We start from the raw sequence: 15,153 nt of genomic DNA, 5'->3' as shown, positions 1-15,153 counted from the left end.
GTAGCGCGCAAAGAGGGGACTTACGGCCCGAGACAGCAGCCGGCCCGGTCGTTAGCGTGGGAGAATGACCCTCTTCGACTCCCCGCGTGCCACGACCACCGACGACACAGGCTGGGCCGGCTTCACCGCCGGGCCGTGGCAGCACGGCGTTGACGTGCGCGATTTCATCCAACGCAACTACACGCCGTACACCGGTGACGCGAGCTTTCTGACCGGGGCGACCGAGCGCACCCTCGGCCTCTGGGCCCGCCTGTCGGCCATGTTCCCCCGGGAACGGGCACTCGGCGTCTACGACGTCGACCCGACCACCCCGGCATCGATCACCGCGCACGCGCCCGGCTACATCGACCGTGCCAATGAGATCATCGTGGGTCTGCAAACGGATGCTCCGCTCAAGCGCGCCATCATGCCCTTCGGCGGCTGGCGCATGGTCGCGACCAGCCTGGAAACCTACGGCTACCCCGTGTCGCCGGAGCTCGAAACCATCTTCACGAAGTATCGCAAGACCCACAACGACGGTGTCTTCGACGTGTATCCGCCGGCCGTTAAGCGGGCCAGGCACAGCCACCTCATCACCGGGCTGCCGGATGCCTACGGTCGCGGCCGCATCATCGGCGACTACCGCCGCGTCGCGCTCTACGGCGTGACCGCGCTGATCGCGGCCAAAAAGCTCGAACGTGCCCGGCTCGATGAGTCATTCAGCTTTGACGACGTCATTCGTTCCCGCGAAGAGAATGCCGAACAAGTTCGCGCGCTCATGGAACTCGTGCAGATGGCGGCGTCCTACGGTTTCGACATCACGCGGCCGGCGAGAACCGCGACCGAAGCGGTGCAGTGGCTGTACTTCGCCTACCTCGGCGCGGTCAAGGAGCAAAACGGTGCCGCCATGTCGTTCGGCCGCACCAGCGCGTTTCTCGACGCCTACCTGGAGCGTGATCTGGCGGCGGGAATCCTCACCGAAAGCCAGGCCCAGGAACTCATCGACGATCTCGTGATCAAACTGCGCATCGTACGGTTTCTGCGCACCCCCGAGTACGACCAGCTGTTCTCGGGCGACCCCACCTGGGTCACCGAATCGCTCGGCGGCATCGGCCTGGACGGACGCACCCTCGTCGTCAAAACCGCATTCCGGTATCTGCAGACCCTGTATAACCTGGGTCCGGCGCCGGAGCCGAACCTCACGGTGCTCTGGAGCGACCAACTGCCAGAGGGTTTCAAGCGTTTTTGCGCGCAGGTCTCCATCGACACCTCGGCCATCCAGTACGAGTCCGACGACCTCATCCGTGAGGCCTGGGGCGACGATGCCGCCATCGCCTGCTGCGTCTCACCGATGGGTGTCGGCAAGCAGATGCAGTTCTTCGGAGCCAGGGTCAACGTCGTCAAGGCGCTGCTCTACGCCATCAATGGCGGCCGCGACGAACTGACCGGCGAGCAGATCGCGCCGGTCACCGCCCCGCTTGTGGGCGACGTGCTCGACTATGACACCGTGTGGACGGCTTACCTCGCGAGCCTTGAATGGCTCGCCGAAACCTACGTCGACGCGCTCAACTGCATCCACTACATGCACGACAAGTACGCCTATGAACGCCTCGAAATGGCGCTGCACGACGGCACCATCCTGCGCACGATGGCCTGCGGCATTGCCGGCCTCAGCGTCGCCGCCGACTCCCTCGCCGCCATCAAGTACTCCACCGTGCGGCCGGTGCGCGACGATACCGGCCTCGTCGTCGACTACGTGATCGACGGCGACTACCCGGCGTTCGGCAACGACGACGACCGGGTCGATGCGATCGCGGTCACCATTGTCGAAACCTTCATGGCCATGATCCGCAAGCACCCGACCTACCGGAACGCCGTGCACACCCAGTCGGTGCTCACGATCACCTCCAATGTGGTCTACGGCAAGAAGACCGGCAACACCCCCGACGGACGTCGGGCCGGCGCGCCCTTCGCACCCGGCGCCAACCCGATGAACGGCCGTGACACGCACGGCATGCTGGCCTCGGCGCTCAGCGTGGCGAAACTGCCTTACTCCGAAGCGCAAGACGGTATCTCGCTGACCAACACCGTGGTGCCGGCCGGGCTCGGCCACACCCCCGACGAGCAGGTGACCAACCTGGTCGGCCTGATCGACGCCTACACGCTCTCGAGCGGCTACCACCTCAACATCAACGTGCTCAATCGGGAAACCCTCGAAGACGCGATGGAGCACCCGGAGAACTACCCGCAGCTCACCATCCGGGTGTCGGGCTACGCCGTGAATTTTGTGCGCCTCACCCGGGAGCAGCAGCTCGACGTGATCAGCCGCACCTTCCACACGAGCGTCTGACACCGTGGTCGCGGTACAGCTGGGCCGACCTGAATTTCACCACGAGCAGGTTGAGGGACATCGCACGGGCACGGTGGCGAGCGTGCACTCGTGGGAACTGGTGACAGCGGTCGACGGTCCTGGCACCCGGCTGACCTATTTTCTGTCCGGCTGCCTGCTGCGCTGCCAGTACTGTCACAACCCCGACACCTGGAAGATGCGGGACGGTGCGCTCACGCCGATTGACGAGGTGCTGACGCGCATCCGCCGGTATCGGGGTGTGTTCACGGCGACCGGCGGCGGCGTCACGCTCTCCGGCGGGGAGCCGCTCATGCAACCCGCATTCGTGGCCCGCGTGTTCGCCGAGTGCCGTGCGCTGGGCGTGCACACGACGCTCGACACCTCGGGGTATCTCGGCGCGAATGCGTCGGACGAGCTGCTAGAAAATACCGATTTGGTGCTGCTCGACGTGAAGTCGGGCCTGCCCGACACCTACCGAGCGGTGACCGGTCGCGAACTGGCACCGACGATCGCGTTCGGCGACCGGCTCTGCGCCCGCGGCACCAACGTGTGGGCACGGTTCGTGCTGGTTCCGGGGCTCACCGACGCCGTCGACAACGTCGACGCGGTCGCCGAGATTGTAGCTCGCTGGCCCAACGTCACCCGGGTCGAGGTGCTTCCGTTTCACCAGATGGGCGAGGATAAATGGAACCGCCTGGCCATTTCGTATCCGCTACACGGAGTGCAACCGCCGGATGCCGCACTGCTCGAGCGGGTGCGGGCCCAGTTTCGTGTGCGCGGCCTGACGACCTTCTAGTCAGCACGAGTGTGCGGCTCGCCCGGTGCGTTACGCCGGTAGAAATGCGACACGCCGGGCTTTCCGTGCTCGGATCACGGCGTGTCGCAAAATTTACCGGCGTTACGTACTTGGACGACAGGAAAACGATCTGACTTGCTAGTAGCGGGCGAGCAACTCCGTCTTCTTGGCGAGGAATTCGGCATCCGTCACCACGCCGGCATCGCGCAGCTGGCCCAGCTGAGTGAGGTGCAGAGCTATGCCGGTGGATGCGGCGGGTGCGAGTTCGCGACGGATGGGCCCGGCGGCGAGCGCTGCGACCGGCTGCGGGGCGATGGCCGGTGCCGGCACGGTCGCCGGCGGTGCCGCGTGACCGGACTGCGACATGCGGTCGATCCACGCCAGGGCGATCGCCGAGAGAATGAACACCATGTGGATGATGACCTGCCACAGTACGCCGTCCCAGGTGTAGACATTGCCGGTGATGGTCTCGGTCGGGTCCGAGCTGACCGGCGTGCCGCGCGCGGCCAGGTCGCCGACCTCGATAAAGGTCTTCAGCAGGTGGATCGATGAGATTCCGACGATGGCCATGGCCAGCTTGACCTTGAGCACGTTGGCATTGACGTGCGAGAGCCATTCCGGCTGGTCGGGGTGGCCCTCCAAACGGATGCGGGACACAAACGTTTCGTAGCCGCCGATGATGACCATGATCAGCAGGTTCGCGATCATCACGACGTCGATCAGGCCAAGCACCGAGAGCATGATCGCGGCTTCTTCAACGTGGATGCCACCGTCGTCGCCGGGCACGGTCAGAGAGGTCCAGACGTCGCCACCGAGGTTGATGAGCTCGACCATGAATACGATCACATAGATGATCTGCGCGATGATTAGGCCAATATAGAGGGGCGCCTGCAGCCAGCGGCTGAAGAAAATCATCAGGCCGACGCTGCGTACCCAGCGGGACTGGGGGCGGAACGGGCGGGGGAAGGCTGTTTCAGTCACCGGTCGATCATAAGTGAGGGTCGGGTGGGAACCTCCTGTACGCCTGGCGCTCTAGTTTTTCAGCGACCGCACCAGCAGGCGGGAATCACTCGTGGCGGTCTCCAGCCCGAGCAACTGCGCAAAACGGGCAGACGGCGCAATGCCGAGCTCACGGCGCAGGTGGGTGCGATAGCTGCGGTAGACCAGCACCGCCGACGCATAGTTGTCTTCGGCGAGGTGGCAGCGCACCAGAAGATGCTGCGCGCTCTCCCGCAGCGGATCGACGACCGCGGCGGCACGCGCCGCGCTCAGGGCTCGACCGAAGCTGCCGGCCGCGAGGTAGGAGCGAGCCACGGTCTCCAGGGCGTCCAAGCGTTGATTCAGCAGGTGATCCTGCTGATTGATCACCCATTCCTCGTACCAGCCCGGCAGCAGGTTCGCTTCCTGCAGCAGATCGATGGAATCCGGTGATACCGATCGTGTGGCGTTCAGGGTGATCTCGGTGATCAACGCGCGCACCTCGCGCAGATCGACGCGCACCACAGTGTCCATCTGCAGGGGATCGGTGGCGCTGAGCAACCCGGGCAGCTCATGGGAGATGCGAAAGACGCTCGCCCGCAAGTTGCCCGCAGATTGATGCTCCGGGCTGTCCGGCCAGAGCAGGGCGGCGAGCACGTGCCGCGGCTGGGCGTGCAGCAGGGCGAGGGCGGCGAGCAGCCGCTGCTGGCGGGCACCGACCTCAACCGGCACGCCGTTGAAGCGCAACTGCCAGTAGCCCAGCACGCGAAGATCCCAACCCGGTGTCGCCGAAAATCCCATGGTGCTCGATCCGCGAAGAATACACAGCTGCCCCGCACCGAAGAGGCGGGTGCTACCGCCCAGAATGGCCAGCCCGGGCGGGATTGTCAATGCCGTCACCCCCACAACGGATGCGTGGGCGCGCGTCACCGCGCCGCCCTCCAGTAACTCACCGGTAACGCCGACGGGGCTAGCCTCACCGGGCACGGGCTTTCGAGATTGGACGGCCATGAGTCACTTCGCCCTCTGCGTGGGCATCAACCGGTTCGAGAACCTGCCGATGAGCAGCTGGCTGAACGGCGGCGTCAACGACGCCGCCGACGTGAGCGCCCTGCTGAGCAGGGATTTCGCTTTCGCCGACTCGAGCATCACCGTGCTCACCGACCAGGCCGCGACCAAGGACGCCGTTTTGGGCGCGCTGACCGAGGCCCTCGACCGGGCGAACCTGCCGGGGGAACACCTCGGCCACATCGTGTTCACCATGTCGAGTCACGGCACCCAGGTGCCCGACACGAGCGGCGATGAGGCCGACCAGGTCGACGAAGCTTTTGCCACCTACGACCTGCGGCAGAACGGTGCCGCCTGGGACGCGAGTTCCCTGATCCTCGACGACGAGTTGCACCAGCTGTTCACCCGGTTGCCGAAGGGAGTGCTGCTCGATGTGATCCTCGACACCTGCCACAGTGGCAGCGGGCTGCGTGCCATGGATCTGGTGCCGACGCTGGACGACCGCCGCCCCCGGTTCGTTCCACCCCCGACGCCACTCGGCCGCGACGGAGCCGAAGCCGAAGGCGCGGATACCCGAACGCTGCGCGACCTGGTGCGCACCTCGAAGGCGGCGGCCAAGCCGGTTCTGTTCGCCGCCTGCCGGGCCGACCAGACCGCGGCCGATGCGAACTTCGACGGCCGGTATAGCGGGGCGTTCACGCATTTCCTGCTCGATGCTCTGCAGCCCGGCGTCGCTCCGAGTCGCGCCGCGGTCATCAAGCAGGTCAATGTGAAGTTACGCGGGCGCAAGTTCGCCCAGCGGGCGCAACTGGAGGCATCCGCTCCCGGAAAAGCGACCGCGTGGGGCACCGCCTTCTAGTCACCGGGTGAACCGGTCAGGGGTGAAATGTGGGCCGCCGATGCGCTGATACTTCGGGCGGCGCAGCGGCAATCCGTCGGGTCGCGCCCGGCAGCACAGGTACGGGGGGTGGGGCAGCACGCGGGGCGACGGGCGGGGCAGCCGGGGGTGCGGCATCCACCGGGTGAGGCGCCTGGATTGCGGCGTCGAGCTTGGCCTGCTGACGTTCCGGGTCGAGAATCGGTTTGAGGGCGGCGAAGCTGAGGCGCCCGCCCTCGTCGAAGCGCAGCTGCCCGCCGCCGCGAATGAACACCGGTGCCCGGGTGGTCAGACCGAAGCGGCGCGCTTCGGCGGTGCTCAACTGAAACCCCTGCGTGAAGGTGGAGCCGATCTCCGAGACCACGAACCCGTCGGGGCCGACCCGCAGGGTGGGGCGCACCCGTTCGACCACGATCGGCCGGGTCGGATCGATTTTCGCCGCCGCGAGCAGGGTGGGGTTCTCCCAGAGGAATCGCACGATTTCCTCCGGATCCGAACCCAGGGCGGCGAGTCGCACCGGATACCGCAGACCGGTGAAGGTCGACACGCCGTAAAGGTCGGTGGGTGTTGGCAGCACGATTCCGGCCTCGGCGAAGGCCGTCACTACGACGCCGCGGTAGTCGAGGTCGTCATCGGGCACGACCGTCCGGTCGGCGGCGAGGATGCCGCGCAGCAGGTCTTCCCAGGTCACATCCACCGGCGGCATGTAACCGAGGCTGCGAATGAGCATGCTCAACACCTGCCGGCCGACGGATGCCCCGGCTCGGGCCACCTGGAACAGGCTCGAGCGGCCACCGGGCGCGTCGAGACGCGTGATCCACAGCCGGGCGACCACGCGCAGGAGCACCTGCACGATTGCCCCGCCGCGCAGGTGCGGGTCACTGAGCGTGCGCCAGTTCGGGTGCGGGTCCTCGGCCAGTGACGGCCGGGCCGAGCCACGGGTGAACATCCCGTCACCCAAGCGGAACAGGTCGCTGCGCAGCAGATTTTCGTCGAGGGTGTCGAGGTCGAGGCTGGCCTCGCCGTTCTGGGTCAGCAATTGTTCGACCAGGGTCTGCGTGGAGAACACCGACAGCAGTGCCACGAGATCGGCGATGGCTTCGTGCAGGGCGAGCTGGTCGGTTTCTGCATGAGAATCGGCCCACTTCGGCCGGTAGCCGTCGACGATGGCGTGGGTGACTTCGTGCGCCACGAGGTCCCGAAACAGGGCGAGCGGCACGGCTTTCTGCGCGCGGCCGTCGCGCTTGTGCCCGAAGCGAATCAGGCCGTCATCGCGATAGTAGCCAGACTCCCGGTAAGAGACCCGATCGTAAGCGCTGATGGTGAGCCGGCCGCCGCCGACCCAGCCCATGCGCCGCCCCAGCGTCGACTCGAACAACGCCAAAGTGGATGCCGCCACCGCGTACACCTGCTGCGCCAGAAAGCGGCTGTCCTGTAACAGCGCCGCGAGACTGTCGGGAGGTCTTTCGTCGACGACCATCCAGGGCGGGGTGGGGGAGCCCAGTTCGAGGCTGAAGGGTTTCTCGCCGGGGCGGCGCACGATCACGTCGAACCGGGCACTGCGCGGACCCGGACCGATGCGTTCGACCGGGACCCGCAGGGTTGTCGTGAGCGGACCGTCGGGGCCCCGGGTGAAGGGCCCCTCGGCGAGCACGGTCAGGCCCACCTGCTGGCCGCTGTGCGCCGGATTGCCCGATCCGGGGTCGGTACCCGGCGGCTCCGCGGCAGGCAGCTCAGAACAATTCGGCTCCGCACCATTTGTCTCCGCACCATTGGTCATAGTGGCCCCGCAGCATCCGTTAGTGCCTGCAATATGCAACCGAACACCCGGTCTGTCAAGGCGACGCGGTGCAGCGGGCGTGCAGTAACGCCGCAGTAACGCTTCCGGGCCATAATCACCGTGCCGTCAGTATCGTCGCGCCGGTATCGTCATCGCGGTGATCTGTGCGGCGGCACCCGTGTTCGACCGTGAAAGGAACGACGCTATGAACGAATCGAGCCCCGCCCAGTCGACCAGTTCCACTCACCAGCTGGCCACGAAACGGCAACCATCGTTACCGAAAAGCGAGCTCGAGCAGCTCCGGCCGCACGTGGTCAATCTCATCGGCGGCAAATTCTCATCGAGCGGGGCGTTCGCAACAACGAAGAAAGATGTCGACGCCATTTTCGCCACCCACCTCCCGGCCTTCGCGGCCGAGCAGGGCGGTGTCGTTCCCGTGGTCTTCTACGCCCACGGCGGGCTCGTCGACGAGCAAGCCGGGCTGCGCATCGCCGCTACCCAGGTGGACTGGTGGAAGTCCAACGGCGTGTACCCGATTCACTTTGTCTGGGAGACCAGCCTCGCCGGTGCTATCACGAGCGCCGTCGGTGATTGGGCCCGGGGCCGCCGCGGCTGGCTCGACGAAGCGAAAGACCGAGTGCTCGAATTGGCCGCCCGATTCGGCCAGGGCCAGGCCATCTGGGGGCAGATGAAGCGTTCGGCCGAGGCGGCGTCGGCCGGAGACGGCGGCGCCCGCTACGTGGCCGAGGCGCTGGGCGCGTACTGCATAGCCCACCCCGGCACGATCAGTGTGCACGCGGTCGGGCACAGCGCCGGGTCGATCTTCCACTCCTTCTTTCTTCCGGCCGCCTTGAGAGCGGGGGTGCCGGCCGTCGAGACACTCAGCCTGCTCGCGCCGGCCGTGCGCACCGACGTCTTCGAAAAACAGCTCATGCCTCTCGTTGGCCACGGGGTGGAATCGCTCGCCCTGTTCACCATGACCGAAAAGCTCGAGCGCGACGATACTTGCCTGGGCGCTTACGGAAAATCCCTGCTCTACCTCGTGCGGGCTTCGTTCGAACCCGAGGAATTTTCGCCCATACTCGGCCTCGAGGAGTGCCTGCGGGCCAACCCGGTGCTCACGAAACTGTTCGGTCTGTCGGGCGCGAGCGGGTCGCCCGGTGTCGGTGGTGCCGCAGATATCGTCTGGTCGAAGACGACGACGGGCCCGTTGGCCAGCCGCAGCACGTCGACCAGCCACGGCGGTTTCGACAACGATATTCCCACGATGGACAGCGTCGCCCGCCGGGTCACCGGCAGCTCGCGCATCCAATCGTTCCCGATCACCCGCGACCTCGGCGATCAACTGTGGCCGGCTCCAGGCCCGACCGCGCCCCGGCCGGCCGGCACCCACCACGCCCTCTGCGTGGGCATCAACGCCTACCCGGGCGGCGATGCTCTCTACGGCTGCGTAGCGGATGCCGAGGCCTGGGCCGCGCAGCTTGCCGCCGCCGGCTTTGCGGTGCGCACCCTGCTCGACGCGGAGGCGACCCGGCAGAACATTCTGCTCGGGCTGCTCGATCTGGTCGCGAGCAGCGTCGTGGGTGATGTGCTGGTCTTTCAGTACGCCGGCCATGGCACCTATGTCGACGACCTCGACGGCGACGAAGCCGAGGCCGGCAATGCGGAGAAGAAGTACGACGAAGCGCTCTGCCCGGTCGACTTTCGCGAGGGGAACCTGATCATCGACGACGACCTGGGCGAGATCTTCGACCAGCTGCCCGACGGTGTCAGTCTCACGGCCTTCTTCGATTCTTGCCACTCCGGCGACGGCCAGCGCCGGCTGCAGCTGCAACCGGCCGAGGTTGCCGACCTGAGTGCGGCATCCGCTCCCCATGGGCGTCGGGCGCGGTTCATTATTCCTGATGAGCAGACGAGCAAGAATTATCGGGCCAAACGCGGCACGCCGGCCAGGGCCGGCAAACGTGCATTGGCGCGGGAGGTGCTGTTCAGCGCCTGCAAGCCCACCGAGGTCGCTTACGAGACCGGCGGGCACGGCGACTTCACCGTGGCGGCGAGCTTGCTCGTGGTGCCGAGCGCGAACCGGCTGACCAACGGGGAGTTCCTGGCGAAGGTGCGGGAGGCCTTCTCGAGCCAGCCGCGGCAGAACCCCGACTTTAACGGCCCGCGGGCGGCGAAGTCACGCGTCTTTCTGGCGCCGCTGGGTGGTGCTGGTGCTGCGGCCGAGATGGCTGGCGTGGTTGCCGCGGCAGGAATCCCCGACGCGATCACGGCTCTGCTCGATGCGGCGGCCGCCAGTGGTGGCGGTGCCTCTGGTGGTGGTGCCTCGGGTGCGGCCAGTGGTGTTGGAAGCGGCGGCCCGGTGGCCCCGGCTGGCCCGGGCAGCGGCGCTCTCGCCGGTTCGCGCGAAGCGGATGCCGCAGCGCGCGCCCTCGCCGCCGCCGCGTTTCTGCGCGCTGCCGCCGACTTCATCGACGGGTAGCCGGTCACATGGCCGAGAGGATGGGCACACGGGCGACGCTCTGATTGTCGACATCTTTCGCATCCGGCGCCGTGGCCTGCGAGACTGGGCAGACAGCTCGGCGCCACGGGAACCCGACCGGATCGCCGACACGATGTACGCGCCTCGCGCCTCGGAAGGAACCCATGCTCGATTTTCTGTTCAGCCCGATCCCCGGGATCATTTTCACAATCGTCGTTGTTCTGCTCATCGGCCTGATCTACGCCAAGACGATCTACAAGAATGCCGGGCCCGACGAAGCCCTCATCATCACCGGTAAGAAGAGCCGTAAGACCATCGTTGACGGTGCGACGCTCGAGGAATCCGGGCAGCGGGTCGTGCACGGCCAGGGCGTGTTCATCACCCCGTTCTTTCAGAAGGCGTTCAAGATCAGCCTGCGCAGCCGGGCGATCGAGATCACCGCTGTCGCACAGGACCGCAACGGCATCACGCTTTCTGTCGAGGCCGTCGCTATCGTCAAGGTCGGCGACGACCCCGCCGCGATTCGGGCTGCGGCCCAGCGCTTTCTCGGGCAGGACAAAAACATCGACGGCTTCGCTCAAGAGGTGCTGAGCGGTTCGCTGCGTTCCTCGATCGGCGCGACCGACGTCATGACCGTCATCCAGAAGCGTGACGAGCTCGGCAGTTCGGTGCTCGCCACCGCGCGCGAATCGCTCGCCAATCAGGGCCTCGACGTCGACTCGTTCGAAATCAAGGGCATCACCGACGAGAACGACTACATCCGCGACATCGGTCGTGCCGAGCAGGCCAAGGTGCGTCGTCAGGCCGAGGTAGCCGAGCACGTCGCCAACCGCGAGTCGCAGGAAGCCCTGATCACCGCCGAGCAGGCCATCGCAGAAGCGCAGAACACGCTCGCCCTGCGCAGGGCCGCGCTGCAGCTCGACACCGACAAGGCCTCCGCCGAGGCTGCGGCCTCAAAGCCGCTGGCCGAGGCGAAGGCGCAGCAGGCCATCGTGCAGGAGCAGGAACTCACCGCCCAGCGTCGCGCGAGCCTGCGCAAGGCCGAGCTCGAGTCCGAGGTCAACGCCATCGCCGACGCGGATGCCTATCGCATCCGGGTGACCGCGATCGCCGCCGCCGAGGCATCCGTTGCTAAGGCCACCGCTGATCGCGACAGCCGTGTCGCCAACTCTGAGGCCACCCGCGCCGAGGGTCAGGCCGAAGCCGACGCCATCCTCGCCCGCGGTACCGCCGAAGCCACGGCCACACGCCTCTCTGCCGAGGCCGTCGCGCAGCAGTCCGAGGCGCTCATTCAGTTGCGCCTGGTCGAGATGCTGCCGCAGATCGCCCACGAACTGGCCGCTCCCATGGGTAACATCGACCAGCTCACCGTCATTTCAACGGATGGCGCCAGCCAACTCTCCAAGAACGTCGCGTCGGGCTTCAGCGAGGTCGATGCCGTACTCGGTTCCACCATGGGCATCGGCATCAAGGACCTGCTCGGCGGGCTGCTCGGCGGCACCGCCGGGGCCGCGCTGCGAAGCTCGGGGCCGGCCCGCGCCGGCGCATCCGCTTCGCCGGCTGCTGGTGCCGCGCCGCGTTCGACCGTGACGGATGCTGCGGTTTCGGCGCCGGCATCGATCGCGGACGCCGGGTCAACGGTTTCTGCGGTTACACCCACATCAGTGTCATCATCGACCGCGACGGCTGCTGCCGCGGCGCGAGCGGCAGCCGGGGCATCCGTTGCTGATTCGATCGATGGCGTCGACTTCGACGCTGTCGCCAACGAAGCCGAATCCGCGATCGCCCGTGCCGCTGCGGACCGGTTGCCCAGGATGGCGGGGGACCGCCTGCTTCCGTAACGAGGTGGCCCGCGGCCTGGTCAGTGGCCAGGCCGCGGCGGTCATGTTCGCGGGGCTCACAGCAGCCGGGACCGCCGGGGTCGGCGTCACGGCCTTCAGCCACGAGCACCGTCGACTCCCGCGCTGCGACGGAGGTGAATGCTGCGGGAGGGACTACCGCAGGGTACCAACGAGCAGCGCCTCGATCATGCGGGCCTGCACCTCGCTCGTGAAGTAGTGCGGGTCGAGAATTCCTTCGAGTGCCATGATGTTGGTCGCCGACATGATCAGGGGAGCGAGCACATCCACGCGGTGGGCGGCCGGGTCGATGCCGAATCGGTCGGCGCGTTCCAGGATGACCGCGCCGAGAGCGAGCCGCACGCTCTGCCGGCTCTGGCGATAGAGGTCAGCGGCCTGGGGATCACGCGCGGCGTGCACAGCCAGTTCCATGAGCAGCAGGTGCCAGGGGCCGTCGTCGACCAGCGTCTCGGCCAGACGACGGGCGATGCGGGCGAGGGCCGCGTCGTCGAGTTGAACTTCGTCGCCGAGAATGGTCGCGAACCGCCCGCCAAGCAGGGTGGCCAGCCGTTCGTTCAGGATCGATCCGAACAGGGCTTGTTTCGACCCGAAATTGGAGTAGACCGCTCCCTTGGTATATCCGGCCCGCGTCGCAACGTCGTCGAGTTTGGTGCCGAGGTAGCCCGATTCGAAAAATTGCTCGGTGGCCGCTCGCAGAATGTCGGCCCGCACGTCGGTGCGCAGCGGCCGCTTGCGTGGCAGGGGAGCGCTGGCGGGTGGTGCGGGCGTCTCGACCATGAGTTTTCTCCGAATTGCAATTGACAACTGAATACTTTGGGTATTGGATACTCTCGGTACTGAAATACTAAGGCGGCCTCGCGCCCCGCACAACCCGACGCTGGATGGAAACCCGCATGACCCTCGACCTCGAACCTGGCGACTTCGCCATCCGAACGCGCGATTTCAGCATCAGGAATCGCCGCCGGACCGTGATCGACGCCGTCACCCTCGACGTTCCGGTCGGCGCTCTCTTCGTGGTCTCCGGTCGGTTCGCCTCGGGCAAGACCGCCCTCCTGCTCGCTCTGGCCGGCCGCCTGCGCGGGTTCGCCGGAACGGCGACCGTGTTCGGGCATCCGCTTCGCGGTGGCGGCGGGCAGGTGCGGCACCTGTCGGCCCTCGCTGAAACACCGATCGTAAACCGGCTCGACGACGACCTCACGGTCGAACGCCAGATCGCCGCCGCCCTCGTGCTGCGCCAGCCCTGGTACAAACCGCTGGTCAGCCGAAAAACCGTGGCACTCCGCCTCATTCGGGTGAATGCGCTGCTGCGTCAGGTCGACGCGCGCGCCGGTGACATTCTCGACCGAAGTGCAGCCGGCCTGCCACGACTGACCGGCACCGACCGCATCCTCAACCTGCAACCGCTCGATCGCGCCGTGCTCGGCGTAGTCGTGGCTCTCATCGGCCGGCCCCGCCTGCTGATCGTCGACGACGTCGACACCCTGCGAGACACAAATGACCGCACCCGCGCCTGGGCTGCACTGCTCACCCTGCGCACGGCCGGCTGGCACGACCTCACGATCGCGGCGAGCGGACAGGATCCCAGGGAGCTACTGGAGATCCTCGACCGCGTCGACGACGATGTGCAGCCGGCGCCGACGCGCCCGGTCTGCCTGCTCGACCTCGACTGCGCTGAACCAACCCTGACCACTCTCACCCGGAAGGTCTGAATCGTGGCCCGCCCGTTCGCACCCCGCCTGTTCACACCGCGCCTGTTTTCACTGCCGGGCATCGAGCTGTCGAGGTTTCGATCATCCCTCCTGGCCATTGTGGCGCTCGTCATGATCGCCGCCGTTCCCGCCATCTACGGCGGCGTCTACCTCTCGGCGAACTGGAATACGAGCGGCAATGTCGGCAGACTCCACGCCGTCATCGTCAATGACGACCTGGCCGCGAGCATCACCGGCGCCGACGGCACCGAGCAGACCATCACTGCCGGCGCCGACCTCGTCGACTCCCTCGTGGGCAGCGACAGCGCCGGATTCACCTGGAGCAGCGCCACCGACGAAGCGGATGCGCGCCGCTCGCTCGCCGACACCACCAACTTCGCCGTGCTCGTCGTTCCCGCCGACTTCTCGAGCACCCTCGCGTCAACCGCTACCAACCCGGGCGCGGTCACGGCCGGCACCGCAGCATCCGCTTTCGCGCCAGAACAGGCCCGACTGCACGTGTACACCGACGACGCCTCAAACTTCATCGTCGGCCAGGTCACCCAAACGGTCACCGCCGCCATCCGGTCCGAGCTGTCGAGTTCCATCTCTGAGACCTACCTCGACCACGTCTATGTGGGCTTCACCAGCCTGCACGACAACCTCGCGCTGGCCGCTGACGGCGCCGTCACCCTCCGCGACGGCGCCACGAGCGCGAGCGACGGGTCGGAGCAACTCGTCATCGGACTCGGTACCCTTGCCAGCGGCGCCGCCGACCTCGCCAGCGGGGTGTCCCAGGTGGATGCCGGCAGCCATACCCTCGCCACCGGCGCGAGCTCCCTGGCCACCGGTTCGGCGTCGGTGGCGAGCGCCGCCGCGCAGGTCGCCAGTGGTGCGTCACACCTCGCCACGGGAGCGGCCACCCTGGACACGAGCGCGACAACGCTGCCGACGGCGACCGCCCAGCTCAAGGCGGGAACCGACACCGTCGCCGAGAACCTAGCCACGATCGCCGCCCTCACCACGGCGCACCCGGACTGGACCGTGACGCAGCTGAACGCTGCTCTCGCCGCCGGTGGGGGATCGATCACGGCCCTCGCCGACGGCGCCGCCACCGTGGCAGCCGGGGCGGCCGCGCTCGACCAGACTGCAACGCCGCTCGTCACCGGCATCGGCACCCTCGCCGACGGCGCCGGTACCCTGGCTGCCGGAGCTGCGAGCGTCTCGACCGGAGCCCACTCCGTCTCGGCGGGTGCTGCGTCGCTTCAGGCCGGCGCCGCCACGCTCCAGGCCGGGGCCGACAGCACGGCCGCCGGCGCGAGCAGCCTGGCTGCCGGCGCCACCACGGCCAGCACC

11 protein-coding genes are annotated in these 15,153 nt (G+C 67.2%); 7 read left to right on the top strand and 4 right to left on the bottom strand.

All coding sequences use genetic code 11. The features are described from left to right. Positions 1-64 precede the first annotated feature (64 nt). Together pflB and pflA are read left to right on the top strand one after the other, a co-directional pair. Positions 65-2,329, top strand: coding sequence for a formate C-acetyltransferase (gene pflB, locus E3O25_RS13685; RefSeq protein WP_134361404.1), 2,265 nt, complete (start codon positions 65-67; stop codon positions 2,327-2,329). Between the two features lie 4 nt (positions 2,330-2,333). Further along, positions 2,334-3,125 carry a pyruvate formate-lyase-activating protein gene (gene pflA, locus E3O25_RS13680; protein ID WP_134361403.1) on the top strand — a complete coding sequence of 264 codons (792 nt, stop codon included), beginning with the start codon at positions 2,334-2,336 and terminating at the stop codon, positions 3,123-3,125. 138 nt (positions 3,126-3,263) lie between these two features. Here pflA and E3O25_RS13675 read toward each other — a convergent pair whose 3' ends face one another. Next, positions 3,264-4,106 (bottom strand): TIGR00645 family protein, encoded by an 843-nt coding sequence (locus tag E3O25_RS13675; protein ID WP_134450332.1) that lies wholly within the window; start codon positions 4,104-4,106, stop codon positions 3,264-3,266. 51 nt (positions 4,107-4,157) lie between these two features. Next, the gene (locus E3O25_RS13670) at positions 4,158-5,114 is read right to left on the bottom strand and encodes a bacterial transcriptional activator domain-containing protein (protein ID WP_092111841.1); all 957 of its coding nucleotides are present in this window, start codon (positions 5,112-5,114) and stop codon (positions 4,158-4,160) included. Between E3O25_RS13670 and E3O25_RS13665 the strand changes: the two genes are divergently transcribed. Beyond that, positions 5,113-5,970, top strand: coding sequence for a caspase family protein (locus E3O25_RS13665; protein WP_134361402.1), 858 nt, complete (start codon positions 5,113-5,115; stop codon positions 5,968-5,970). The genes E3O25_RS13670 and E3O25_RS13665 overlap by 2 nt on opposite strands. A 16-nt stretch (positions 5,971-5,986) precedes the next feature. On the opposite strand, the gene E3O25_RS13660 is transcribed toward E3O25_RS13665, so the two are convergent. Continuing rightward, positions 5,987-7,768 carry a hypothetical protein gene (locus E3O25_RS13660; protein WP_134361401.1) on the bottom strand — a complete coding sequence of 594 codons (1,782 nt, stop codon included), beginning with the start codon at positions 7,766-7,768 and terminating at the stop codon, positions 5,987-5,989. Between the two features lie 205 nt (positions 7,769-7,973). On the opposite strand from E3O25_RS13660, the gene E3O25_RS13655 reads away from it, so the two are divergent. Both E3O25_RS13655 and E3O25_RS13650 read left to right on the top strand, forming a co-directional pair. Beyond that, positions 7,974-10,250: a caspase family protein gene (locus E3O25_RS13655; protein WP_134361400.1), complete on the top strand. Its 2,277-nt coding sequence runs from the start codon at positions 7,974-7,976 to the stop codon at positions 10,248-10,250. A gap of 164 nt (positions 10,251-10,414) precedes the next feature. Then, a complete protein-coding gene (locus E3O25_RS13650; protein WP_092111849.1) occupies positions 10,415-12,091 on the top strand; it encodes a flotillin family protein in 1,677 nt (558 codons plus the stop codon). 153 nt (positions 12,092-12,244) lie between these two features. Here the strand turns inward: E3O25_RS13650 and E3O25_RS13645 are convergent, their stop codons facing one another. After that, complete coding sequence (locus E3O25_RS13645) at positions 12,245-12,886, bottom strand: TetR/AcrR family transcriptional regulator (RefSeq protein ID WP_134361399.1); 642 nt, start codon at positions 12,884-12,886, stop codon at positions 12,245-12,247. Between the two features lie 116 nt (positions 12,887-13,002). Here E3O25_RS13645 and E3O25_RS13640 point away from each other — a divergent pair, with 116 nt between their 5' ends. Both E3O25_RS13640 and E3O25_RS13635 read left to right on the top strand, forming a co-directional pair. Next, positions 13,003-13,818 carry a hypothetical protein gene (locus E3O25_RS13640; protein WP_092111852.1) on the top strand — a complete coding sequence of 272 codons (816 nt, stop codon included), beginning with the start codon at positions 13,003-13,005 and terminating at the stop codon, positions 13,816-13,818. A 3-nt stretch (positions 13,819-13,821) separates the two neighbouring features. Next, on the top strand, positions 13,822-15,153 hold a 1,332-nt coding region (locus E3O25_RS13635; RefSeq protein ID WP_194085951.1), incomplete at its 3' end, for a YhgE/Pip family protein.

Source organism: Cryobacterium sp. TMT1-3 (assembly GCF_004402315.1).
Classification (GTDB): Bacteria; Actinomycetota; Actinomycetes; order Actinomycetales; family Microbacteriaceae; genus Cryobacterium; species Cryobacterium luteum.
The sequence above is the reverse complement of the archived record's forward strand: the minus strand, read 5'-3'. Positions and strand labels throughout refer to the sequence as shown.

Bases quoted from the DNA above. Each gene is read 5' to 3' on its own strand.
- pflB (WP_134361404.1), top strand. From the start codon at position 65: ATGACCCTCTTCGACTCCCCGCGTGCCACGACCACCGACGACACAGGC.
- E3O25_RS13665 (WP_134361402.1), top strand. From the start codon at position 5,113: ATGAGTCACTTCGCCCTCTGCGTGGGCATCAACCGGTTCGAGAACCTG.
- E3O25_RS13670 (WP_092111841.1), bottom strand. From the start codon at position 5,114: ATGGCCGTCCAATCTCGAAAGCCCGTGCCCGGTGAGGCTAGCCCCGTC.
- E3O25_RS13660 (WP_134361401.1), bottom strand. From the start codon at position 7,768: ATGACCAATGGTGCGGAGACAAATGGTGCGGAGCCGAATTGTTCTGAG.
- E3O25_RS13655 (WP_134361400.1), top strand. From the start codon at position 7,974: ATGAACGAATCGAGCCCCGCCCAGTCGACCAGTTCCACTCACCAGCTG.
- E3O25_RS13650 (WP_092111849.1), top strand. From the start codon at position 10,415: ATGCTCGATTTTCTGTTCAGCCCGATCCCCGGGATCATTTTCACAATC.
- E3O25_RS13645 (WP_134361399.1), bottom strand. From the start codon at position 12,886: ATGGTCGAGACGCCCGCACCACCCGCCAGCGCTCCCCTGCCACGCAAG.
- E3O25_RS13640 (WP_092111852.1), top strand. From the start codon at position 13,003: ATGACCCTCGACCTCGAACCTGGCGACTTCGCCATCCGAACGCGCGAT.